General features: G+C 62.9%; 22 protein-coding genes and 1 tRNA gene. 9 read left to right on the top strand and 14 right to left on the bottom strand.

Annotation, left to right across the window (positions count from 1 at the left end; genetic code table 11):
• Nucleotides 1-147: 147 nt before the first annotated feature.
• The 6 genes from AB3X95_RS20290 to AB3X95_RS20265 form a co-directional block, all read right to left on the bottom strand.
• A complete protein-coding gene (locus AB3X95_RS20290) occupies nt 148-678 on the bottom strand; it encodes a cytochrome b (protein WP_176122850.1) in 531 nt (176 codons plus the stop codon).
• A 64-nt stretch (nt 679-742) separates the two neighbouring features.
• On the bottom strand, nt 743-1,180 hold the full coding sequence (locus AB3X95_RS20285; protein ID WP_368622356.1) for a DUF6691 family protein: 438 nt from the start codon (nt 1,178-1,180) through the stop codon (nt 743-745).
• A 1-nt stretch (nt 1,181) separates the two neighbouring features.
• On the bottom strand, nt 1,182-1,613 hold the full coding sequence (locus AB3X95_RS20280) for a YeeE/YedE family protein (protein ID WP_176122852.1): 432 nt from the start codon (nt 1,611-1,613) through the stop codon (nt 1,182-1,184).
• 40 nt (nt 1,614-1,653) lie between these two features.
• A complete protein-coding gene (locus AB3X95_RS20275; protein WP_368622355.1) occupies nt 1,654-2,457 on the bottom strand; it encodes a sulfite exporter TauE/SafE family protein in 804 nt (267 codons plus the stop codon).
• A gap of 31 nt (nt 2,458-2,488) precedes the next feature.
• Entirely contained in the window at nt 2,489-3,796 is a 1,308-nt protein-coding gene (locus AB3X95_RS20270) for an FAD/NAD(P)-binding oxidoreductase (RefSeq protein WP_368622354.1), read from the bottom strand.
• A 34-nt stretch (nt 3,797-3,830) separates the two neighbouring features.
• On the bottom strand, nt 3,831-4,712 hold the full coding sequence (locus tag AB3X95_RS20265; protein WP_368622353.1) for an MBL fold metallo-hydrolase: 882 nt from the start codon (nt 4,710-4,712) through the stop codon (nt 3,831-3,833).
• Nucleotides 4,713-4,971: 259 nt separating this feature from the next.
• Here AB3X95_RS20265 and AB3X95_RS20260 point away from each other — a divergent pair, with 259 nt between their 5' ends.
• Nucleotides 4,972-6,387, top strand: a complete 1,416-nt coding sequence (locus tag AB3X95_RS20260) for a sigma-54-dependent Fis family transcriptional regulator (protein WP_255215367.1) — start codon at nt 4,972-4,974, stop codon at nt 6,385-6,387.
• Between the two features lie 45 nt (nt 6,388-6,432).
• On the opposite strand, the gene AB3X95_RS20255 is transcribed toward AB3X95_RS20260, so the two are convergent.
• Together AB3X95_RS20255 and AB3X95_RS20250 are read right to left on the bottom strand one after the other, a co-directional pair.
• Nucleotides 6,433-6,975: a hypothetical protein gene (locus AB3X95_RS20255; protein WP_176110713.1), complete on the bottom strand. Its 543-nt coding sequence runs from the start codon at nt 6,973-6,975 to the stop codon at nt 6,433-6,435.
• Nucleotides 6,976-7,643: 668 nt separating this feature from the next.
• Entirely contained in the window at nt 7,644-7,874 is a 231-nt protein-coding gene (locus tag AB3X95_RS20250; protein WP_176122858.1) for a hypothetical protein, read from the bottom strand.
• Nucleotides 7,875-8,131: 257 nt separating this feature from the next.
• Here AB3X95_RS20250 and AB3X95_RS20245 point away from each other — a divergent pair, with 257 nt between their 5' ends.
• Both AB3X95_RS20245 and AB3X95_RS20240 read left to right on the top strand, forming a co-directional pair.
• Nucleotides 8,132-8,449 carry a hypothetical protein gene (locus AB3X95_RS20245; protein WP_176122859.1) on the top strand — a complete coding sequence of 106 codons (318 nt, stop codon included), beginning with the start codon at nt 8,132-8,134 and terminating at the stop codon, nt 8,447-8,449.
• A gap of 212 nt (nt 8,450-8,661) precedes the next feature.
• Nucleotides 8,662-10,242, top strand: a complete 1,581-nt coding sequence (locus tag AB3X95_RS20240) for a response regulator (protein WP_368622352.1) — start codon at nt 8,662-8,664, stop codon at nt 10,240-10,242.
• Between the two features lie 39 nt (nt 10,243-10,281).
• Here AB3X95_RS20240 and AB3X95_RS20235 read toward each other — a convergent pair whose 3' ends face one another.
• From AB3X95_RS20235 to AB3X95_RS20225, 3 genes are all read right to left on the bottom strand, one after another.
• Complete coding sequence (locus AB3X95_RS20235) at nt 10,282-13,104, bottom strand: ATP-binding protein (RefSeq protein WP_368622351.1); 2,823 nt, start codon at nt 13,102-13,104, stop codon at nt 10,282-10,284.
• Nucleotides 13,101-14,240 carry a substrate-binding domain-containing protein gene (locus AB3X95_RS20230; protein WP_184228945.1) on the bottom strand — a complete coding sequence of 380 codons (1,140 nt, stop codon included), beginning with the start codon at nt 14,238-14,240 and terminating at the stop codon, nt 13,101-13,103. The genes AB3X95_RS20235 and AB3X95_RS20230 overlap by 4 nt, the downstream gene beginning before the upstream one ends.
• 161 nt (nt 14,241-14,401) lie before the next feature.
• Nucleotides 14,402-14,869: a hypothetical protein gene (locus AB3X95_RS20225; RefSeq protein WP_260332500.1), complete on the bottom strand. Its 468-nt coding sequence runs from the start codon at nt 14,867-14,869 to the stop codon at nt 14,402-14,404.
• Nucleotides 14,870-14,973: 104 nt separating this feature from the next.
• Here AB3X95_RS20225 and AB3X95_RS20220 point away from each other — a divergent pair, with 104 nt between their 5' ends.
• The gene (locus AB3X95_RS20220) at nt 14,974-16,398 is read left to right on the top strand and encodes a homospermidine synthase (protein WP_368622350.1); all 1,425 of its coding nucleotides are present in this window, start codon (nt 14,974-14,976) and stop codon (nt 16,396-16,398) included.
• Between the two features lie 25 nt (nt 16,399-16,423).
• A complete protein-coding gene (locus AB3X95_RS20215; RefSeq protein ID WP_176369889.1) occupies nt 16,424-17,734 on the top strand; it encodes an FAD-binding oxidoreductase in 1,311 nt (436 codons plus the stop codon).
• A gap of 65 nt (nt 17,735-17,799) precedes the next feature.
• Here AB3X95_RS20215 and AB3X95_RS20210 read toward each other — a convergent pair whose 3' ends face one another.
• From AB3X95_RS20210 to AB3X95_RS20200, 3 genes are all read right to left on the bottom strand, one after another.
• Nucleotides 17,800-18,267, bottom strand: a complete 468-nt coding sequence (locus AB3X95_RS20210; RefSeq protein WP_176122865.1) for a PRC-barrel domain-containing protein — start codon at nt 18,265-18,267, stop codon at nt 17,800-17,802.
• Nucleotides 18,268-18,330: 63 nt separating this feature from the next.
• Nucleotides 18,331-18,672 carry a cupin domain-containing protein gene (locus AB3X95_RS20205; protein WP_176122866.1) on the bottom strand — a complete coding sequence of 114 codons (342 nt, stop codon included), beginning with the start codon at nt 18,670-18,672 and terminating at the stop codon, nt 18,331-18,333.
• A 10-nt stretch (nt 18,673-18,682) separates the two neighbouring features.
• Nucleotides 18,683-19,066 carry a hypothetical protein gene (locus AB3X95_RS20200; protein ID WP_176122867.1) on the bottom strand — a complete coding sequence of 128 codons (384 nt, stop codon included), beginning with the start codon at nt 19,064-19,066 and terminating at the stop codon, nt 18,683-18,685.
• A gap of 243 nt (nt 19,067-19,309) precedes the next feature.
• On the opposite strand from AB3X95_RS20200, the gene AB3X95_RS20195 reads away from it, so the two are divergent.
• From AB3X95_RS20195 to AB3X95_RS20180, 4 genes are all read left to right on the top strand, one after another.
• Nucleotides 19,310-19,753: an Hsp20/alpha crystallin family protein gene (locus AB3X95_RS20195; RefSeq protein WP_368599536.1), complete on the top strand. Its 444-nt coding sequence runs from the start codon at nt 19,310-19,312 to the stop codon at nt 19,751-19,753.
• A gap of 27 nt (nt 19,754-19,780) precedes the next feature.
• The gene (locus AB3X95_RS20190; protein WP_184229017.1) at nt 19,781-20,188 is read left to right on the top strand and encodes an Hsp20/alpha crystallin family protein; all 408 of its coding nucleotides are present in this window, start codon (nt 19,781-19,783) and stop codon (nt 20,186-20,188) included.
• 68 nt (nt 20,189-20,256) lie between these two features.
• A tRNA-Lys gene (locus AB3X95_RS20185) sits at nt 20,257-20,329 on the top strand.
• 160 nt (nt 20,330-20,489) lie between these two features.
• On the top strand, nt 20,490-20,672 hold the full coding sequence (locus tag AB3X95_RS20180; RefSeq protein WP_176122870.1) for a hypothetical protein: 183 nt from the start codon (nt 20,490-20,492) through the stop codon (nt 20,670-20,672).
• Nucleotides 20,673-20,823: the final 151 nt, after the last annotated feature.

The following is a 20,823-nucleotide window of genomic DNA, read 5'->3' as shown; positions in this document are numbered from 1 at the left end:
TGATGCTTGCCTGCGCGAAGCGCTTTCTCCAGACTCCAGAACGAGCGCGCACGCCGATTTATTCCCGCGCATGCGCTTGAACGCGCAAGGCGGGAGATCGAAAGGGGCCTTGTTGAGTTGCCGCGGCTTTGGTTATTCGGGGTCGCGCTAGATCTTCATGCGCTGTAGAACGCGGTCGCCGGAGACGAACTGATGAAACATTGCCGCAGCGATATGCAGGCAGATGACACCGAACAGCACCCACGCGAGAACGCCGTGCACATCGCCCATTGCATGCCCGAACGACGAGCCCGGTGCCGACAGTGAGGGTAACGAAACAAGTCCGCCGAGGCGTACCGTCCACGTGCGCGACGAAGCGTTGATCCAGCCGAGCAGCGGCACCAGCACGAGCAGCGCGTACAGCGTCAGGTGGGTGACTTTGGAAGCGACCCGAAACAGCGGCGGCAGATTGTCCGGCGGCGACGGGTGAGTCACGCGCCACAGCACCCGCAACACCATCGCCGCGAGCAGTGCGGTGCCGACGCCAAGGTGCCAGGCGATTTCGCCGTCCGGCACGGTATCGCGGTGCACGTCCGGCATCGTCCAGCCGATCACGAACTGCGCGGCAACCAGCCCGACCACGAGCCAATGGAGCAAACGGGCGACGATGTCATAGCGGTGTTCAGTCGAGACTTGCATAGGGGCGCCTGTGAGTTGGTTTCTGTCGAAACGGAATCGTACACGGCGGCACCTTAAGGTCAGGTTAAGAACCGGTCGCCAAGGCCGCCTGTCTGCGCCGTTCGAATAACTCGAAGATGGCCATTCCCGCGATCATCGCCGCCACGAATACCCACGCTTTGGCCGACCCGAGCCCGAGCGCGACGAGCGCGGGGCCGGGACAGAACCCTGCAATTCCCCAGCCGACGCCGAACGCGCCACTGCCCAGCACCAGCCTTGCGGTGACGTGCGTCGACGCGGGAATTTGCATCGGCAATCCGAGCAGCGACTTGTCGCGGCGTTTCGCGATCGCGAAGCCGATTGCCGCGACGGCCACCGCGCCCATCATCACGAAAGCGAGCGACGGGTTCCAGCCTCCGGCGAGATCGAGGAAGCCCTGCACTTTCGCGGGGTTCGCCATGCCCGACAACAGCAGGCCGAAGCCGAACAGCAGCCCGCATACGAATGAAACAGCTGTTGCCATCTTAGGCTCCGAGAAGATGTCGAATGATATAGACGGTGACGAAGCCGGCCGCCATGAAGGTCGCCGTCGCGACCAGCGAGCGCGTGGCGCCGCGTGAAATGCCGCACACGCCGTGTCCGCTCGTGCAGCCGCTGCCGTAGCGGGTGCCGATGCCGACCAGCAAGCCGGCCGCGATCACGGCGGGCCAAGACGCGTCGACGGTGATCGCGACGGGCGCATCGACCGCACGCGCGATCAGCGCGGCAACGATCAGCCCGGCGACGAAGGCGACGCGCCATGCGCCGTCGCGCTTCGTCCAGCGCAGCAGGCCGCCGACTATCCCGCTGATTCCGGCGATGCGGCCCAGCAAAAGCACCATCGCCGCAGCCGCGACGCCGATCAGCAGGCCTCCGCACAGGGAGGCGATCGGGGTGAAATGGTCGAAATCGATCATCGTTCGCTCTATTTGATTGTTGGGTGGGTTGCGGCAGCGCTTACACCAGCGCCGCTTTGACCAGCAGGCCGAGCGCCACACACACGAGGATGCTCGCAAAGCCGAACTGCACGTGATGGGCGGCGATGTGATGCGACGCGAGCCGTCCGCTGAGCATGCCGGCGGCGGTGGCGCTAGTGAACCACAACGCGACTTCGAGTGGAAGTGTCGCGCCGTGCGTGGCCGTCGCGAGAACGCCGCCACTGCCGACGAGCGCGATCACCATCAGCGAGGTCGCGACGATGCCGTGCATTGACACGTCGGTCAGCTTGCGCATCATCGGCACGATGATGAAGCCGCCGCCGACGCCGAGCATACCCGTCATCAATCCGGTCAGCGAACCGGTGGCCGCGAGTGCGGCTGCGGTCGGCCAGGTCCAGCGAAAGCGGCCAGTCGCCGGGTCGACATGCGCGACGCACATCGACGATTGCGGCTCGCCCGACCCGCGGCGCGCGAGCGTCTGACGCAATAGCCGGAACGCGACGACCAGCATCACCGCGGCGAACAGCGCGAGCAACACGCGTTGCGGCAACGCATGCGCGAGGCGCGCGCCGGCGGCGGTCGCGGGCACACCCGCGGCGGCCATCAGCAGCGCGGCGCGATAGCGGACGAGCCGCTTGCGGAACGCCTCGAGCGCGCCCACCGCTGCGCTGCCGGCCACCGCGACGAGCGCGACCGGCGTGGCTTGCTGTAGCGGCCAGCCCATGCCGAACACGAGCGCGGGCACGGCAAGAATGCCGCCGCCCGCGCCGGTCAGCCCGAGAGTCGCGCCCACCAGTGCGCCGAGAACAAGAGACAGCAGCATCGAAGACCCCGTGAGCAGTGCGTGCGAGCGCTCAGTCCGCCAGTTGCGGATTAGCGAGCCATTCGCGTCCCTTCAGCATGCCGCGCCAGTAGAGCGGCGGCAGGATTCGCTCTTTCAGCAGCCACGCGAGCCGCGATGGCTTTCTGCCGTCGATGAGCCACGCCGGAAACGTCGGCGCGACCTTGCCGCCATACAGAAACTCGGCGAGCACGATCTTCCCGCGCTCGACGGTGAGCGGGCAGGAGCCGTAGCCGTCGTAGGTCGCGAGGCCGCGCGCCGCACCCAGCGCGGCGAGCACGTTGTGCGCGACGACCGGCGCCTGCTTGCGCGCGGCGGCGGCGGTCTTCGCGTTGGACGTGCTGGTTGCATCGCCGAGGCCGAAGATGTTCTCGTGGCGCTTGTGCCGCAACGTGGCCTGATCGACATCGAGCCAGCCGGCCGCATCGGCGAGCGCGCTGTCGCGGATGAAGTCGGGCGCCTTTTGCGGCGGCACGGCGTGCAGCATGTCGAAGCCGGTCTCGAAGCTTTCCTTGCTGCCGTCGGCAAACGTGTGCGTGAATCTCGCCATCTTCGCGTCGCCATCGACCGCACTCAGCGTGGAGCCGAAGTTCAGCGCGATGCCGTAACGCTCGACGTATTGCATCAACGCAGGCACGTAGTCGGCGACGCCGAACAGCGCCGCGCCGGCGTTGCGGAACTCGACGCCGATATGTTGCAGCCGCCCGTTGCGGCGCCAGTGATCGCACGCGAGATACATCGCTTTCTGCGGCGCGCCGGCGCATTTGATCGGCATCGGCGGCTGCGTGAAAATGGCTCGACCCGTTTCGAGCTGCTGCGTCAGCTTCCACGTGTACGGCGCGAGGTCGTAGCGGTAATTGGACGTGACGCCGTTGCGCCCGAGCGTGTCGACGAGGCCGTCGATCGCGTTCCAGTCGAGTTTGAGGCCGGGGCACACCACCAGCTGGCGGTATTCGACGGCGCGCGAGTCGTCGAGAATCACCAGGTTTTGCGCCGGCTCGAAGCGCGTGACGGCGGCGTTGATCCGCTTCAGGTTCGCGGGCAGCACGCTGTCCATCGAACGTGCCGTCGTTTCCGGGTGGAATACGCCGGCGCCTACCATGGTCCAGCCCGGCTGGTAATAGTGCGTGTCGGCGGGATCGATGACCGCGATGTCGAGATCGGCACAGCGCGCGAGCAGGCTCGATGCCGTCGCGATACCTGCCGCGCCGGCGCCGACGATCACCACGTCGTGCCGGTGCGTCGGCCGCATCCGTTGCGAGGCGGCGGCGAGCGTGTCGGCCGCTGGATTCGAAGGGGCCGTGAGTTTCGTGTTCCGCATGTAGGGTCCTCCTGTTTGTAATACGCCGTCGCGCTTACAGCGCATCGACCGGTACCTTGATGTACGACACGCCATCGCTTTCGGGCGGTGGCAGGTGGCCCGCTCGCATGTTGACCTGCACCGAAGGCAGGATCAGCACAGGCATTGCGAGCGTCGCGTCGCGGGCCGTGCGCATCGCGATGAACGACGCTTCGTCGATACCATCGTGGACATGGATGTTCTGTTCGCGCTGCTCGGCCACCGTGGTCTCGAACAGCAGCGGCCGGCCGCCCGGCTGGTAGTCGTGGCACAGATACAGGCGGGTTTGCGGCGCGAGACCGAGGATGCGCTGGATCGAGCGGTACAGCGCCGCCGCATCGCCGCCTGGGAAATCGCAGCGCGCGGTGCCGTAGTCGGGTGTGAAAAGCGTGTCGCCGATGAACGCGGCTTCTTCGCTGCCGTCGCTCGCGACATAGGTTACGCAGGCGGGCGTGTGGCCTGGCGTGTGCATCACGCGCACGGACAGGTCGCCGACGTTGAACGTCTCGTCGTTGTCGAACAGGCGGTCGAACTGCGAGCCGTCGGCGCAAAACTCAGGCCCCGCGTTGAACAGCTTGCCGAACACGGCTTGCACGCGCGTAACCTGCGCGCCGATCGCGATCTGACCGCCGAGCCGTGCTTTCAGATAGGGCGCGGCCGACAGGTGATCGGCGTGCACGTGGGTTTCGAGTATCCATTGCACACGGGCGCCGAGCGACTCCACGCGCGCGGCGAGACGATCCGCGCTTGCGGTGCAGGTGCGTCCCGACTTCGGGTCGTAGTCGAGCACGGTGTCGATCAATGCGCAATTCCTCGTGCCTGCATCCATCAGCAGATAGCTGACGGTCGATGTTGCAGGATCGAAGAAGCCCTCGACGGCGAGCTTGCCGGTTGCCATTTCGGTGGGTTCCTCACGATAGCGGACTAAGCCAGTCCGAGGCGCCCACTACTGCAGGAGTCGTGCCATCGAGCCGCAGCGTCGCGATCCTCGTTTCTAACGCACTGATTTTTAAAGACTTGTCGCGCGAGATATGGCGGATTGACGATGCACCTGCCGGACCGTCGGCATCACCCGTGGCATAAAGTCACTGCCATTTGGCAGTCGTGGCAGAAATGGCAGTTCCGGCGTATAGTGCGGCAGCCAAGGAGTAATCACGATGATCCCGCCCGACATTCCGCCGCTCCCTTCGACCGAGCTTCCGTCGCAATCGTTTGGCGCGCCTGACGGCGTGGCCGCAGTGGTACCCGACGTGAGCACGTTGGTGTCGTATCTGGAGCACGATCCGCAACCGGCGATCGTGCTCGATCCGCACTATCAGATTCTGGCCGCGAACCGCGCGTATCAACGCCAGTTCGGCGTCGAAGGCCAGGCGCACATCGGGCGCCGCTGCTATCAGGTTTCCCATCACTACGACGTGCCGTGCGATCAGGCGGGCGAGCACTGCCCGATGAAACGCGCGACGGAAAATCGCAGTGCGGATCGCGTGCTGCATATCCATCACACGCCGAGAGGCCCGGAGCACGTGGACGTCGAATTGCGGCCGATCTTCGACCGGCAAGCACGCATCGTCGCCTATGTCGAACGTCTCGCCACGGTCAGGAGCGCGTCCGCGCGGCCAAGCTCCGAAGGTCTGGTCGGGCGCGCGCCCGCGTTCAACGAGGCGATTTCCGCTTTGCAGCGCGTCGCGCCTTCGATGCTGCCCGTGCTGCTGCTCGGCGAATCGGGCACCGGCAAGGAGCTGTTCGCGCATGCGCTGCACGAAGCGAGCAGCCGCGGCCAGGGGCCGTTCGTCGTGGTGGATTGCTCGGGCATCACCGAGACGCTGTTCGAAAGCGAGTTGTTCGGCTTCGAGAAAGGCGCGTTCACCGGCGCGACGAGCCGTAAGCAGGGCCTCGTCGAAACCGCGCAGGGCGGCACGCTGTTTCTCGATGAAATTGGCGACGTGCCGCTTTCCATTCAGGTGAAGCTGCTGCGGCTGATCGAAACGGGCACCTTCAGGCGCGTGGGCAGCACTGATATGCTGCGTGCCGACTTCCGGCTCGTCGCGGCCACGCACAAGCCGCTAGAGCGGATGGTCGCGGACGGGCAATTTCGCGCTGACCTCTATTTCCGCATCAGTGCGTTTCCGATTCATTTGCCCGCGGTGCGCGAGCGTGTCGACGACATCGCGCTGCTCGCGGATTCGATCCTGACGCGCATTGCGTCGACGCGAACGGGGGCGTCGCATAAGGCGTCGATTTCGGCCGAGGCGTTGGCGCTGTTGCGTGCCTATGCGTGGCCCGGCAACATCCGCGAATTGCGCAACGTGCTCGAGCGCGCCAATCTGCTCGCCGACGGCGGCGTGATCCGCCCGGAACACTTGCCCGAGGCGGTCCGCGAAAAGGCTTCCGGCGCGGCGAAGGAATCGCTGGTGGTGGGTCTGGGCTTGCCGCGCAAGCTCACCGATGCGGAACTCGCGAGCGCAGCGGCGCAATTCCGCGGGAAGCGCAGTGAGCTTGCCGCGCAGCTGGGTTTGAGCGAGCGCACGCTTTATCGCCGGCTTAAAGCGATCGCGGGTGGTGAGGGTGCCTAACGTTTTAGGCGTCGTGGCGAAAACCCGCGCGCGTGCGCATCCGATTCAGCGTCGCAATAGTTCTGAAACCCGGACCCATTGGCTGCGAGGCGTGCCGGCCAGCCGGGAAAGCAAGGGAGCCTCGGGTACCAGGCACACGACCGGAAAGCAGCGTGCCCCGGTCGAAGTGAGCCAGAGCATGCGGTCGATGCCATCGGCCACACACACATACGGCTGGGTCGTCGTTTGAACAAAGGACGATGCGTTGGTCGATCGAGCAATAGATTGCGGACGCACCCGGCATCGAACTTCAGCCAGCGGTATAGGGGCGATCCTGCCCAGCATGAAAGCTTCGTCGGCGAACGCAAGCTTTCTTCTCAGCGGGGTCGATGGTGCACGAGACGAGCAGACGAGTTCGTTTTCAGTTGTGGTCCAGTTCCGCCATAGCCCCAGCAAAGCATCGCGCCGGACTTCAACGATTGCGCGCTCTTCGTTCTTGTCTTGATCCGAGTCCACGCTCATGATGATGTGACCGCGATCGGTAGCAACCTTAAACAGAGCCGCTTTGCTAGCAACTGCGGATTCAGATGGTCCAATGTAAGTTTGCACGGTGATCCCGATCTGCAGAAAACTAGTCGAGCGGCCCGCGGCCGGCTCAGCGTCCAGCCAAACTGCTCCACTGTTTCAAGAATGCTCCATTCAGTGCCAGGCCCGCTCTGGCATTCGCGGGTCGGAGGCTGCGGGGGCATCGTCATTTGAATACATGCGTCGGCCCGGCGCTAGAAGAATTGCGACGTTTCGCTGGAACAGTACGCTCGCTATTACGTGCGGTACTGACCAGCGTCTACACCGCTAGTCACCCGCCAGATAGAGCGTGCCGGTATCTCGAGATGATGAGATCCATGGCGCAGGCCCGCATCGCCTTGCGAACCCGAAATCTTGCGTTTTCACGGATGCACCATCGAATACGTGGCTGAGGCGATGTCCCAGGCAACGGATTCGAGCGCCCTGTCGTGCGCGCTCACGAAGGCGTCGTACCTCCTACCTCGAACATTTCCAGATACGACAGAGCGTCCGTCCGTAATCGTCTATTCGATCGGCTTCTTGACGAAGAAAAATGGCACGGGCCGCGCGCGCTAGGAAAAGGTCGCAAACGATCTGCCGGATGAACTGGCGGTCGGACCCGCTCATGCGATCAAAGGGGGTGTCTCCTGGCGCTTGTGAGGCAAGGCTTGCCGGCAGATCCGTCGAACTCTTCGAACCTCGCCGCTCGCCTCTCAATGCACGATGCCGAAGAACAGGATTGCACCTTCGGCTGGCGTCAGGCCCGCCTTGAAGTAGCCTTCGAGCCGGTCGGTTGTCGCCTCATCGAGTGTGAAGGGCGGGTGGATGTAGCCCACGGCGAATACATAGTCGTACCAGTCGCTGAGCCACGCGCGCAGTTGGATCACGTCCTGCGGGCCGATGAGTTTTTCGACCTGAGAACGCAACGATATATTGCCCGCCATGATTTCCCCCCTCGATGCACGATGCGTCGATGCTATGGCGATCGGCGAGTGCGTCCAATCGGCACCGGCGGAATGTCGTCTCAGGAAGGGCTGGTTTTAGCCGTCAGGATTTGCTCCATCGGAATCGGCATGGCCTCAGGATTTCCTGATACGCGAATCAGGATGTGTCACCCTCGTTTTCCAGCTTGCACTGAATGCGACACGACTTCTGCTCATAGATGATGAGGTATCGAAATGCAATGTCGAATTGATGGATCATGATGGGCTATCTGTCGGAGCGGGAGAACGTCGTCGAGCAGATCGACTCGATATGTCTACGACTGTTTGACACCTGGTGCGAGGCGCGCAGTGTGAAATCGCTCGCATATTTGATGCACTGCTGGCCGCTGATCGACAGCACGCCCAACGCGCTCAAACGGCTGGGTGAAACGATGCGCGAATTGCGTCGCAATCACGCGGAGCAGATCAGCGAGTATGACTTTCGCGCGCTGTGCGAAGTAGCCGACCTGATCGACGAACTGACCGAGCCTCGCGCAGTCCGGCTGCTGGCCGTGGCGGGCGGGCTGGCGCAATAACGAGCCGCAACGCAGCAAAAACGCAGAAGAGCGGAGCAAAGCGTGCGAGCGGCGGGAGGCGAGCAGCGTGCGGCGGCAGTGAGGCCGCGGCGCGGCTGTTTCATCGGACGTTTCAAAACCGTCGAGCGTGCGATAGACCAGGCTCTGACATCGAGTGCAGAATAGGACAGCCTGCAACTCGTTGAGCGGTCTCTGAAAGGGAACACCGCATCATGAGCCATTTCGCCACCCCGGTCGCGCAGACCGGCACTATTCTGATAGTCGACGATACGCCGGGCAATCTCGGCGTAGTTGTGGACAGTCTCGAAGCGCGAGGCATACGCGTGCTGGTGGCGCTCGACGGTATCGAAGCGTTGGAGCGCGCGGTCTTCTCGCAGCCCGATGTGATCCTGCTCGACGTGAAGATGCCGGGCATCGACGGCTTCGAGACCTGTCGACGCCTCAAGCTCGATGAGCGCACGCGTGATATTCCCGTCCTGTTCATGACCTCGCTGACGGGCAACGAGGACCGCGTCGAAGGTTTTCTTGCAGGTGGCGTCGACTATGTGACCAAGCCGTTGCGCGTCGACGAGATGGTCGCGCGCGTCGGCGTGCATCTCGAGCTGCGGGTGATGCACAAGCGGGTTCTCGCGCAAAACCGGCAACTGCTGGCGGAAGTGGCCATGCGCAAGGAAACGGAGGCTGCGTTATCGCAAGCGCGCGACGATCTCGAGCGGCGTGTCGCGTTGCGTACGGAAGAACTGGCGCGCGCGAACGCGTGCTTGCAGGCAAGCGAGGCCCGCTTTCGCGCGATTGTCGAAACGAGCCCGGTGCCGCTGTGCATCACGTCGATGCCTGACGGGCACATCCTGTACACGAATCAGCCGCTGCGCGAACTCTTCGGCATGGACGAACGCATGTCCGCCAACATCGCGGATTTCTACGCCGACCGCGGGGAGCGCGAGCGTCTGATCGAGCATCTGCGCATGGAGGGCAGCTTGCGCGATAGGGAGATACAGTTCCGGCGTGCGGACGGTACACGGCTCTGGGCGATGGCGACGGCGCGCGTCGCGACTTATGACGATGCTCCCGCGATCTATGTCGGCCTGAACGACATTACGGGTCGCAAGCAGATGGAACAGGAACTCGTCGAATCACGCGAGCAGCAGCGCGAACTGTCCGCGTATATGGAGGCGATCCGCGAGGAAGAGAGAAAGCGCATTGCGATGGAGATTCACGACGAACTGGGCCAATTGCTGACTGCGCTCAAGATGGACGTGTCGTTGCTCAAGATGCGCATAGCGCACGACGCGGAAGCGTCGAAGAAAGCCGATGATATGCGTCAACTGGTCGAAGGCACGATCTCGATGGTGCGCAATGTCGCGAGCCATTTGCGGCCTGCCGCGCTCAACTTCGGAATCGTGTCTGCGCTCGAATGGCTTGTCGAGGAATTCAACCGCCGCCATGCGATTGCGTGTGAATTGCGCATCGAAGGCGGCGACCCCGCGTTGTCCGACGCCCATGCGACGGCCCTGTTTCGCATCGCACAGGCGTCGCTGACGAACGTCGCGCGGCACGCCGACGCCACCCATGTCGAGGTGACGCTTGTTTCGACAGCGGCGAAGCTCCTGCTGCAGGTGCGTGACGACGGCCGAGGCTTCGATCAGCAAGTCGTGAGGCGCGACTATTCATATGGCCTGCTCGGCATGAACGAGCGCGCGCGGCTGATCGGCGGATCGCTTTCAATCGACAGCGCGCCCGGCGCGGGCACCATGGTTTCGATTCACATTCCGCTCGATGCTGTTGGAAGGTAAGGCCCAGCGATTCACGTTCCGCGGCGCAAAGCATCGGATTTATCTTCCTTTCAGATATTGCTCGACGAAATTGAGAATCGACTTGGACCGGTAAGCCTTCGCCAACCTGCTGAGGTGGTCCGCGAAGGGTCGATAGCGCTCGTCGAGCTCGGTCAAGTGTTGCGCGTGTTGCGCAATGGCACGCATATCGCCGAGCCGCGCGAGGTAATGCAGCGCTTGAATTTCCTCCGGCGGGGGCGCCTTCAAGTCGTCGGGAAGAGGCGCGACGGCGGGTACAGCAGATGGTCCCGCTTCAGCGACTTGCGCCTCTGAAGCTGCATCGATCCACTCGACATTCAGGAGCGCCGCGACGACGGACAATAGCTGGCCGAAGTCGATCGGTTTGGCCAGAAAGGCATTTGCGCCGGCCTCCAGACTTTGCGCCGCATCGGTTCTCGACGCGCGTGCGGAGACTGCGACGATCGGGAGGTCCCGGAATTCGGCCATCTGGCGCAAGCGACGCGTGGCTTCGAGGCCGTCCGTCCCGGGCATGACCACGTCCATCAGGACGAGCGCAGGACGCAGGGATTCGATTTTCTCCATTGCTTCAGAACCATTACCCGCCTGCGCCATGTCGAATCCGAGCGGACCGAGCATATCGACAATCACGGCACGGTTCTCCGCCACGTCATCCACAACGAGGATAGTCTTGCGCGGCCCTCTGTAGCCGCTCACGATCCGTTCGGGCGTGGCGACAGCCGCGCAAGGCGCTACCACCTCGACGTCCAGCTCGATCGAAAAGGCGCTGCCTATATCGCGGCGACTTTCGACATGGATCTCGCCTCCCATCAGGCGCACGAGTTGCCGGCTAATGGCTAGCCCGAGGCCCGTACCGCCAAAGCGATGATGGTCCTCGCTGACCTGCTCGAAAGGACTGAAGATTTCCTCCAGACGCCCTTGATCTATGCCGATGCCGGTGTCGCGGACTTCAAAACATAGTCGCGTCGGCGGTGTGAAAGCGACGCGCAGACGCACGCTTCCCTGCTCGGTAAATCTGATCGCGTTCGAGAGCAGGTTGAGCAGCGCCTGGCGTAACCGTATTTCGTCCGCCCGCACACACGCGGGCAGATCCGGCGGCATCTCGCAAACGAAGGCCAGGCCTTTTTCCGTGGCCTTCACCCGTATCGTCTCGGCGATAAAAGAGACGAACTGTTCGAGCGGGACGTCGGACAGATTGAGTTCCATTCTCCCGGCCTCGATTTTGGCGATATCCAGGATGTCGTCGATGAGCGTAAGCAGGTGTTCGCCGCTGCGCTGGATCACCGCAAGTCCGTCGAGCTGGTGCTGATCGAGGGTCGTGTCGCGCTTGAGGATTTGCGCGTACCCAAGAATTCCGTTGAGCGGCGTGCGCAGTTCGTGGCTCATGTGTGCCAGAAACTGACTCTTCGCCTGATTGGCCGCATCGGCACGCTCCTTGGCAACGGCTAGTTCCGCTGTCCGCTCGCGAATCATGTCTTCGAGGTGCTCGCGATAGCGCCGCAACTCCGCTTCGGCATGCCTTTGCTCCGTGATATCACGCGAGATGCCGAGCAGGAACCGGGGCTCGCCGCGCACATCGACGATCGGAATCTTCATCGTGTGCACGAGGCGAAGTCCATGGCGCGTATGAACCGGCTCCTCCGGTATGTCGATCATTTGCCGCGACTCCAGCACCTCGCGATCCTTCAGCGCGAAGAAATTGGCCTCGTCGACGGGAAACAGGTCATGGACGGAGCGGCCGAGGAGCTCCTCGCGCCGGTAGCCGAGAAGTTGCTCCGTCGCCTTGTTCAAGCGCACGAAATGGAAGCTCTCGGCCTCCTTGACGAAGACCATGTCCGGGATGTTTTCGATGATGCTGTTAAGAAAGTTCTCGCTTTCCCGAAGCGCATCTTCGGCGTGCTGACGTTCGGCGATTTCGGCGGCCTGACCCGCGAGCGCCGTACTGAGTTCCGCCGTGCGCTGGGCGACGCGTGCCTCGAGTCCGGCGTTGAGCTCTTTCAGCGCCTGCTCGGCCTGGCGGCGTTGGCGTCGGTCTTCGAGGAACTGCTCGACAGCACGCGCCATATCGGCGATCTCGTCGCCGCCGTGCACGGGGACGCCAGCTTGCGGGTTGCCGGCATCGCCATGTCGCAGAAAATGGCTGACGCGGCGCAGGCGCGCCACCACATGGCGCCCGAGGAATTCGCGGGCGATTAGCCAGGTGAGCAACAGGCTGACAGCGAGTCCGCCTGCCACCCATTTACGAGTGCGATCTGCGCGAGCGGCCAGATCCTGGACCGCTTCACGGTATTCGCTCGTCAAATCATCCGACTGCCGGTGCGCCGCGGCGGCGAGCGCGTCGGCCGCGCCGCGCAGATCCGCGTCGAGGCTGGCCAGCGACACGCCTGCCGGTTGCCCCGACGCCGAGGCCCCCCGGCGGGCGAGCGCGGTCTCGCGCACCTGCGCCTCGATGTTGACGATGTTGCGAAAGCGTTGGCTCGACCGATAAAGTGTCAGCGGGTCGACACCTGGGTCTTCGCTCGTGGTCGCCGAGGCCAGCCGGCTGACCAGGCCGTCGAAGGATGCCAACTGTTCGAGCACCTGCCGATGCGTCTCGCGCACGGCTTCAACCGTATCGTCGCTAGACAGCTGCAAGGCGAGGCGTTCGATCGTCAGCGTGTGCTGCACGAGATCCTGCGCATCCACGAGGCGGGCGAGCCGCTCTTCGGCCAGCTGACGGATCGAGTAGGCCGAAGTGGCCAACGAGTAGATCGACGTGGCGCCGATCACGACCACCAGCGCGGCCAGGCACGAGGCGACGAGCGCAAACTGAGCGTTCAGCGATTGTGGGAATGGCAGTTTCACGGGCGTTGCCAGATCCGACGATAAATGTCGCGATAGCCGTTGTCAGGATCGTAGAGCAGGTGATCGCCGCCGTCAGCGGCGATGTTGTCCGCCGTGACGAGATGCACGGGGCTCACGTAACCCGTTACGCCTTCTCCGGCGAAAAGCCGGTTAAGTTCGTCGACCAGCTGCCAGCCGTGCAGATTCAGGGGTTCGGCGACGGTCCCCGTCTGGAACGTACCCGTGCGGATGCGCAGGAAGGCGGACTCGCTGCCGTCGCCGGCCGACAGCATGATCATTGCGGCGTTTGGTATTCCCGCCTGCGTCAATACCGGCACGGCGTAGTCGAAGTAGATGTCGTTGATCCCCAGCGCACAGGTCCAGCGCGGGCCGTAGCTCGCGAGCAGGGCGCGTGTCGCCTCTGGCACCAGCTTCTCGCTGCGCGAGATCGCCACGTCGCGCACTTCAAGCAGGGTACAGCCACTGCACTTGCGAACGAGAGCAGCCATTGCGTCCGCCTTTTCCTGTGCGATCCGGAAACCGGTATCGGTGAAGATGACGACGCCCGCATGTCCGGCAGATTGCACGATGGCCGCGAGCGCGGTCACCCGTGCAACCTCGAGCGGATCCGTCGAGACATTCATCGCGACGGGCGTGCCGGGCACGGGTCCGGCCCGCGCCGCCACGTGCCAGCCGACGATCGGGATGTTGCTGTCGGCAAACTGCCGCAGTGCGGGGAGCAGCGCATGTGCGTCGCCCCCGGCGAGGATCAGACCGTCGGGGTGGCCTGCCAGCGCATTCGCGAGCATCTTCAGACGGAGCTCGGCCGTACCGCCGGAATCGAAGATCCTGACGCGCCAGCCTATGACCTTGGCCGCCTCCAGCACACCACCGACCACCCCGAGGATGCCGCCGTTGCGCAAATCCTCGGCGACCACGGCGATATGCTTTCCGGATTGCGCGCGCGGGCCAATGCGCGGCCCGCTCCAGGGCGCAGCGGGTCGCGAAGCGGCGTCGACCACTCGCTTCGCCATGGCCAGAAAGTCCGTCGCGGCGACCGGCGCTGAAGTCGAAGGGGCAGGTAATAAATCCTGCGCCGTGGCCGCCGACAGCTCACACGCGCATGCCAATGCCAATGCCAGAAGGAAGCCTCTCATGCTGTCCCTCCACGGGGCTCCGTCGAGATCGATTGGTGTCGCCCGAGCTGCTCGCGGAGCATTTGCTGGTTAGCATATTACAACCGGATTCCCGCGTGGCCTTGCGCCTCGCGCGACGGCTGGCCCGCCTTCAGCAAAAGGGCGCACGCCGGCTCGAGCCATCAAACGTCGTGGCGCGTGGCGGGCTGCGCGACCGCGTCGCGCAGTCCGCGCCTTTGAGAAGGCGTCGACAGGATCGAATCGATATAGGTGTGCGCCCGATTTTCTCCATACCTGAACGCCTCCCGCTCAGTCAGAAAATCGAACTGTTCCGGGAAACTGACCACCTCCTGGTGCGGATTGCCGGGCAACGTCACGGTCCATGACACGCGATAACGGCGATATTTCCCGCCGAGCCAATGCGTCTTCGATAGCGTGACGTTTACCTCGATATTGCAGCCGCGATACGGCGCATATTCCTGAATGGACATCGCTTTTCTCCCGCCACTGAACGGGTCGCGCCGTTCGGCCGCGAAAAGCGCGCAGCCCATGGCTGTCTCCGTTATGCGTTTCCTATTGATGATGCACGTATAGCAACGCGCGTTCCCGGCGAACCGCCGCGGCCGTAATCGCGAGGCGGGCAGCAGCATGCGGAATGCGGAATGCTCGCGGATCGGTACGGCCCGTCACGATGGATCACAAAGACCGAACACGAGAACACGCGCATACCGAAGCGCTGTGGTTAGGAGCAGAGATGAGCGCGCAGTTGAATTGGACAAAGCACGCCGTTTGCCACGGCAATATCGTGATCATTGGACTAGGAAGCATCGCGAGTTCGCTGCTACCGATACTTTTCAGGCACATCGATGTTTGCCCGGAACACGTGACCGTGTTTTGCCCGCCCGGCAACGATACGGCGATCGCTCGCGAATGCGGGCTGAGCGTCGTCGAGCAGGCGCTGTCGGAGAACAACTTCGAGGTGCTGCTCGCTGGCTACGTCAAAAGAGGCGACCTCGTGCTGAATCTGTCAGTGAACGTGTCGAGCGAATCGCTCGTGCGTTTCTGCTGGTCTCGTGGCGCGCTGTATCTCGACACATCCATCGAGCCATGGGAAGGAGAGTCGACCGATCCCGATCGTTCCCCCTCCAGGCGCAGCAACTATGCGCTTCGCGAAGCTTTGCTGGCCTTTCGCCTCGACAAGCGCGACGGTCCGACCGCCATTCTCACGCAAGGCGCGAACCCCGGACTGGTTTCGGCGTTCGTAAAACAGGCGCTGCTCGATATGGCCTCCAACAGCGGCATCGAGGCAACAGCGCTGCGCAGCTACGAGGACTGGGCTGCGCTCGCACACCGGCTGAACATCAAGGCGATTCACATAGCGGAGCGGGACTTCCAGGTCGCCAAATGCCGCAAGGCGCGAAACGAGTTCGTCAATACGTGGTCCGTCGACGCTTTCGTGGAAGAGGGCATGCAGCCGGCGGAACTTGGATGGGGTACGCATGAACGGCATTGGCCTGCGGACGCGCGTCGGCACGGATTCGGCAGTGATGCGGCGATCTACCTGCAACGCCCGGGACTCGCGACCCGCGTACGCAGTTGGACGCCGCTCGCCGGTAGTTATCATGGGTTCCTCATTACGCACGGAGAGTCGATCTCCATCGCCGACCATCTGACACTTCGCAAGGATGGCGAAGTGATCTACCGTCCGACGGTGCACTATGCCTACCGGCCTTGCGACGATGCGTTTCTTTCGATCGACGAGTTCGCCGGACGAGGCTGGCGTCTGCAGGACCATAAGCGGATCATGCGCGATGAGATCGTCGATGGCGCCGACGAACTCGGCGTGCTGTTGATGGGAAACGACAACGGAGTCTACTGGTACGGCTCCCGTCTGACCACGCCGCAAGCCCGTCGACTCGCGCCGCATAACGACGCAACGAGCCTGCAGGTGGTGGCGGGCATCCTGGCCGGCATCGTATGGGTGCTCGGGAATCCGGACGCCGGCGTAGTCGAGCCGGACGACATCGACTATCAAACCGTGATGCGGGTCGCGCGACCCTATCTGGGCGAGATGATTGGCGTCTATGATTCATGGACGCCGCTCGCGCAACGCTCGCTCCTTTACGATTCGCCGTGCGACGACGATCCCTGGCAATTTCTCAACATACGCGTTCCATAGCGGGCAGACCTTCGGAGACCGGCTTATGTCGTCACTGTTGAACAAGGAACAGGGCGTTGTCGAGGACTCGTATTACGAGGCGAGCGTCACCCGTGCGCAGCCTCGTCCTCCATTGCAGGAGAAACTCAACGCGGACGTGTGCGTGATCGGCGGTGGCTATGCCGGGCTTTCGTGCGCGCTGGAGCTAGCCGAGCGTGGCTTCGACGTGGCATTGCTGGAGGCGCAGCGCATCGGCTGGGGGGCGTCGGGGCGTAACGGTGGACACGCGATTGTCGGCTTCGGCGACGAGGGTGAAGATGCAATCGAGCACCAATGTTCCCGCGAGGTCGCGCGAAGGGCGTGGGATGTGTCGCTGGAGGGTATGCGACTGTTGGAAGATCGGCTTGTGCGCTTCGGCATCGATTGCCATTATCGGCGCGGATATCTGACGCTTGCGGTCAGCGATCGGAAGGCGGAACAACTGATGAACTGGGTGCGGCGCACGCGCGACAGGTACGACTACCCGCTCGAATGGCTGGGCCGCACGGCGCTTGACGCTCATATAGCGTCGCAGCGGTTCGCCGCGGGCGTGTACGACGCCGGGTCTGGCCATCTTCATCCGCTTCTCTATTGCCTTGGTCTGGGCGAGGCGGCGCGTCGCGCGGGCGTCCGGATTTTCGAGAATTCCGCTGTGTCGCGGCTCGATCGGGGCGCTCGGCCTGTGGTGAAGACAGCCGAGGGAGAGGTGTCGTGTGACCGTGTGGTAATGGCTGGAAACGTTTATCTGGGAGAGTTCGGCGATCATCCCGCACCGGAGATCGAAGCCCGCATCATGCCCGTGGGCACCTACATGATCGCGACGGAACCGCTTACCAGTGCGCGGGCCGACGCGCTGATGCCGGGCCGCGCCGCGGCGTCCGACAACAATCTGATACTCGATTACTTCCGGCTCAGCGCGGATCACCGTTTACTGTTCGGTGCAGGCGAATCGTATGACGCCACCACCCCGAGCAATCTGATCGACCGCATGCGCAGACGCATGACGGGCGTTTTTCCGCAACTCGCCGACGTGAACATCGAATATGCATGGGGCGGCTATGTCGACATCACGATGAACCGCGCGCCGGATCTCGGTCGTATCGGCGACAACCTCTACTATGTGCAAGGCTTCTCCGGACATGGGCTGGTGTTCGCGGGAATGGCCGGCAAGATTCTGGCGGACGCGATCGGCGGCGATGCGTCCCGCTTCGACGTATTCAGCCGCATCAGGCATCGACGGTTCCCGGGCGGCAAGAGGCTACGCACACAGGCTTTGGTTCTGGGCATGTGGTATTACAAGCTCCGTGAACTCATCTGACCGACGCTGGTGATGGGGCGGTGCCCGCTGATGATGTTCGCGGGCAGCCGCCTCCGCTTATGTCCTCATACGTCCATCGGACCAAGCGGTAAGTCTCCGGTGTCAGGCGCCGACCAGTATGGTCGCCGGTTGTAGTACTTATGCAACTCGGTTCCCCATGCTGGATCCGCCATGGACGGCCAGTGATCCTTGTCGAAGCCTGGGTCGTCCTTGATCCGTTGCGCGGTGATGTCGACACGGAAGCATTTTTCCGCCGTGTCGAGAGTGAGTGCATTCCACGGAATCGCGTGCAGCGTGTCGCCCATGCCGAGGAAACCTCCTTCCGACAGGACGGCGTAGGCGACGCGACCACCCCGGACGTCGAGCATGATGTCGGAAATCTTGCCGACATGTTCGCCGTCGGTGGTGATTACCTTGTTGCCGTCCAGTGTGTCGGCGGACATCACATCCGGCCCCGGTCCTTCTCCTACGCCACCGCCAACTATCCGCGCGCCCGCTTCGCCGGTCGTTCGATGTGGATCAAGCCTCGTCATGATGTCCTCCCTCGTTTCTGCTGGTATCAGCCGGGTCGCAACCGCCATGCCCGCCCGAACGAGCTAGGCGGCAGGTGAGTCGCAGCGGACCGTCGTGGCGTTGGTTCTTTCTACCGTCAGATTGATCGAGCGTTCCGTGGCAGGACGGGTACGGTGGCGCATGCCGGCCGGAACCGTGAGCATTTGGCCTCGCCGCAACTCGACCTGGCCGTCGTCGAAGTCAATGATCAATGTTCCGTCGATGGCGATGAACGTTTCGTCGGAGTCGGGATGGATATGCCAAAAATATGGCGCATTCATCACGCTAATATGGACGTCGTGATCATTGACGGTCGTGAGGACTTCATTTCGGTAGCCGTCGCAAGCGGTATCGATCCTGGTGAGAAATTCAACTGGTTCGATCATCCATCTCTCCCTACTGGATCGGCGGTACGACGCCGAGCTTTTCGGCCAGCATTCTTTCATAGACGCCGAAGTGCAGATCGACCTCTTCCTGCGTAACCACCGTCACGAAGATATTGATCTGGTCCAGCTGCAAGCCCAACACCGTGGCGATCGCCGCTTCCAGCTGCGGCGCGCAAAGCCGATCGTCCGCGAAAGTGGTGCCGACAGAGATTTCGAAAGCCGACTCCTGCCGGAATACCACTTCGACCAGCCGCGCGCGGGCGCTCATATTGTTGTCGATCGCCAATCGGATGACTTCGGCCGCCGAGCGCATCGTCTCGGTTGGAAAACCTTTCGTTGAGCGCAACCGGATTCGGTGCCGCCCAAGGGTGAGCCAGTCATGTTCGAATTCCATGAAGACCTCGCATGGTTCGTCGGAGTGTCGTAAAAATAGTGCTCAGCGAGCCGATTTCAAGAACAAAATTTTGCGTCACCCACCTTGAAATTTTCTCCGTCCATACTATTCTAATTTCCGCTCAGGCAGTCGCGCCGGCCATGCGGCGCGCTGCGTGTTTCGATTTGTTTGCCGCAGCCCGGCAGACGGACTGGAGCGCGTAGGCCGGTTCGTTTCCGTGCTGCATCCAAGGAGGAAACGATCATGAGTGACCTTTACTTCGGGACCGACCTTTTCAGTGAGTTCGACCGTCTGCAACGGCAGATGGCGAGCCTCTTCGGCGGCTTTCCTTCCAGTATCCGTTCAGGCCGCGCTGGCGCCTTCCCGCAGATCAACATCGGTTCGACCGACGACTCGATCGAGATCGTCGCGTTCGCGCCCGGGGTCGATCCGGCCAAGCTCGACGTATCGCTAGACAAGGGGTTGCTGACCATCAGCGGCGAGCGCGCGAGCTCGCAACCGGAAACCCGCGGCGACGATGCGCGCACCTATGCACAGGAGCGATTCGCCGGCGCGTTCCGGCGCGTGGTCGAACTCCCGCAAAACGCGGACCCTGGCAAGGTCAGCGCGCGGTACACCAATGGATGCCTGATGGTGAGCATCGGCAAAAGCGAGGCGTCAAAGCCGCGGGCGATCACCGTTCAGTGAGCGGCTGGCAGAACTACGGAGGACATCATGAACGACACGACTGAACTCGCCAGAAAGGACCAAACAGCGGTGGCCCAGCGCGACGGTGATGCGTCGCAACGCCGGATCACGTTGACGCCGCCGGTAGACATCTTCGAGGACAGCCACGGCATCACGCTATGGGCGGATCTGCCGGGCGTGACCAGGGAGCGGCTGGACGTCAAGGTCCACGATGGCAACTTGTACATCGAAGCAGAAGCGGTGGTGCCGACACCGGCGGAACTGCGTCTGCAGCATGCGGAGATTCGTGAGCCTCACTTCGCGCGGGCGTTCTCGATGAGCGCCGACTTCGACGCGTCGAAAATCGAAGCCAATCTGAAGGACGGCGTATTGAAGCTGACGATACCGCGCCGCGACGAGGCGCGACCGCGCCGCATCGAGGTGCGTACCGACTGAAAGAACCATCCACATCGGCTAGCACCGACGCCAGGATTACCCGGCAGAGGGTGACGATCTGGCTGGCCGGGCCGTTAGCTCAATTGGTAGAGCAGCGGACTTTTAATCCGTTGGTTACTGGTTCGAATCCGGTACGGCCCATACGCGTTCCTGCTATATGGCGCAGACGACAGGCAATTCGCGCCTGCTTCCGAGTGCGAACTTCGTCGCGATGAAATGTCTTGCGCTCCCGGGCATCGTCCATGCTGAGTGATGTTCACGCGCGGCATCACGCGCCGCGTGACATTGCAAGGAGCAAATCATGACGACCCAGCAACAGCAGCCGAAAACGCCGAAACCTGCTGACGCCGACACGGGCAACGAAGGCACGTTCGAAACGGACATTTCCGAATCCGGCGATGACGGCACGAGCGTGCGGCAAGCAGAAGTCAAAGAAGAAGACCTGTCCGAAGTGAAGCCATCGCAGGAAAAGGGCGGCCAATAATGATGCGCACAGCGTCTCGCGTGTAGAACTGTCCGTCGCGCAGGTTTACGGACACTCCGCGCTGCGCGCGCGTTTCCTATACTGCCCTCGTCCTCCGCTTGGACTCCAGGGGACAGCGTTCTCAGACGTGCTTGTGGCGACCATGCCGGTT

The sequence above is a fragment of the Paraburkholderia sp. BR13444 genome (assembly GCF_040948755.1).
GTDB lineage: Bacteria > Pseudomonadota > Gammaproteobacteria > Burkholderiales > Burkholderiaceae > Paraburkholderia > Paraburkholderia youngii.
The sequence above is the reverse complement of the archived record's forward strand: the minus strand, read 5'-3'. Positions and strand labels throughout refer to the sequence as shown.

What these genes read in the sequence shown, in the direction of transcription:
- AB3X95_RS20225 (WP_260332500.1), bottom strand. Translation starts at nt 14,869, where the DNA reads ATGCTGCTGCCCGCCTCGCGATTACGGCCGCGGCGGTTCGCCGGGAAC.
- AB3X95_RS20285 (WP_368622356.1), bottom strand. Translation starts at nt 1,180, where the DNA reads ATGGCAACAGCTGTTTCATTCGTATGCGGGCTGCTGTTCGGCTTCGGC.
- AB3X95_RS20195 (WP_368599536.1), top strand. Translation starts at nt 19,310, where the DNA reads ATGAGTGACCTTTACTTCGGGACCGACCTTTTCAGTGAGTTCGACCGT.
- AB3X95_RS20275 (WP_368622355.1), bottom strand. Translation starts at nt 2,457, where the DNA reads ATGCTGCTGTCTCTTGTTCTCGGCGCACTGGTGGGCGCGACTCTCGGG.
- AB3X95_RS20215 (WP_176369889.1), top strand. Translation starts at nt 16,424, where the DNA reads ATGTCGTCACTGTTGAACAAGGAACAGGGCGTTGTCGAGGACTCGTAT.
- AB3X95_RS20205 (WP_176122866.1), bottom strand. Translation starts at nt 18,672, where the DNA reads ATGATCGAACCAGTTGAATTTCTCACCAGGATCGATACCGCTTGCGAC.
- AB3X95_RS20220 (WP_368622350.1), top strand. Translation starts at nt 14,974, where the DNA reads ATGAGCGCGCAGTTGAATTGGACAAAGCACGCCGTTTGCCACGGCAAT.
- AB3X95_RS20260 (WP_255215367.1), top strand. Translation starts at nt 4,972, where the DNA reads ATGATCCCGCCCGACATTCCGCCGCTCCCTTCGACCGAGCTTCCGTCG.
- AB3X95_RS20230 (WP_184228945.1), bottom strand. Translation starts at nt 14,240, where the DNA reads ATGAGAGGCTTCCTTCTGGCATTGGCATTGGCATGCGCGTGTGAGCTG.
- AB3X95_RS20245 (WP_176122859.1), top strand. Translation starts at nt 8,132, where the DNA reads ATGATGGGCTATCTGTCGGAGCGGGAGAACGTCGTCGAGCAGATCGAC.
- AB3X95_RS20190 (WP_184229017.1), top strand. Translation starts at nt 19,781, where the DNA reads ATGAACGACACGACTGAACTCGCCAGAAAGGACCAAACAGCGGTGGCC.
- AB3X95_RS20200 (WP_176122867.1), bottom strand. Translation starts at nt 19,066, where the DNA reads ATGGAATTCGAACATGACTGGCTCACCCTTGGGCGGCACCGAATCCGG.
- AB3X95_RS20210 (WP_176122865.1), bottom strand. Translation starts at nt 18,267, where the DNA reads ATGACGAGGCTTGATCCACATCGAACGACCGGCGAAGCGGGCGCGCGG.
- AB3X95_RS20240 (WP_368622352.1), top strand. Translation starts at nt 8,662, where the DNA reads ATGAGCCATTTCGCCACCCCGGTCGCGCAGACCGGCACTATTCTGATA.
- AB3X95_RS20180 (WP_176122870.1), top strand. Translation starts at nt 20,490, where the DNA reads ATGACGACCCAGCAACAGCAGCCGAAAACGCCGAAACCTGCTGACGCC.
- AB3X95_RS20265 (WP_368622353.1), bottom strand. Translation starts at nt 4,712, where the DNA reads ATGGCAACCGGCAAGCTCGCCGTCGAGGGCTTCTTCGATCCTGCAACA.
- AB3X95_RS20280 (WP_176122852.1), bottom strand. Translation starts at nt 1,613, where the DNA reads ATGATCGATTTCGACCATTTCACCCCGATCGCCTCCCTGTGCGGAGGC.
- AB3X95_RS20250 (WP_176122858.1), bottom strand. Translation starts at nt 7,874, where the DNA reads ATGGCGGGCAATATATCGTTGCGTTCTCAGGTCGAAAAACTCATCGGC.
- AB3X95_RS20290 (WP_176122850.1), bottom strand. Translation starts at nt 678, where the DNA reads ATGCAAGTCTCGACTGAACACCGCTATGACATCGTCGCCCGTTTGCTC.
- AB3X95_RS20270 (WP_368622354.1), bottom strand. Translation starts at nt 3,796, where the DNA reads ATGCGGAACACGAAACTCACGGCCCCTTCGAATCCAGCGGCCGACACG.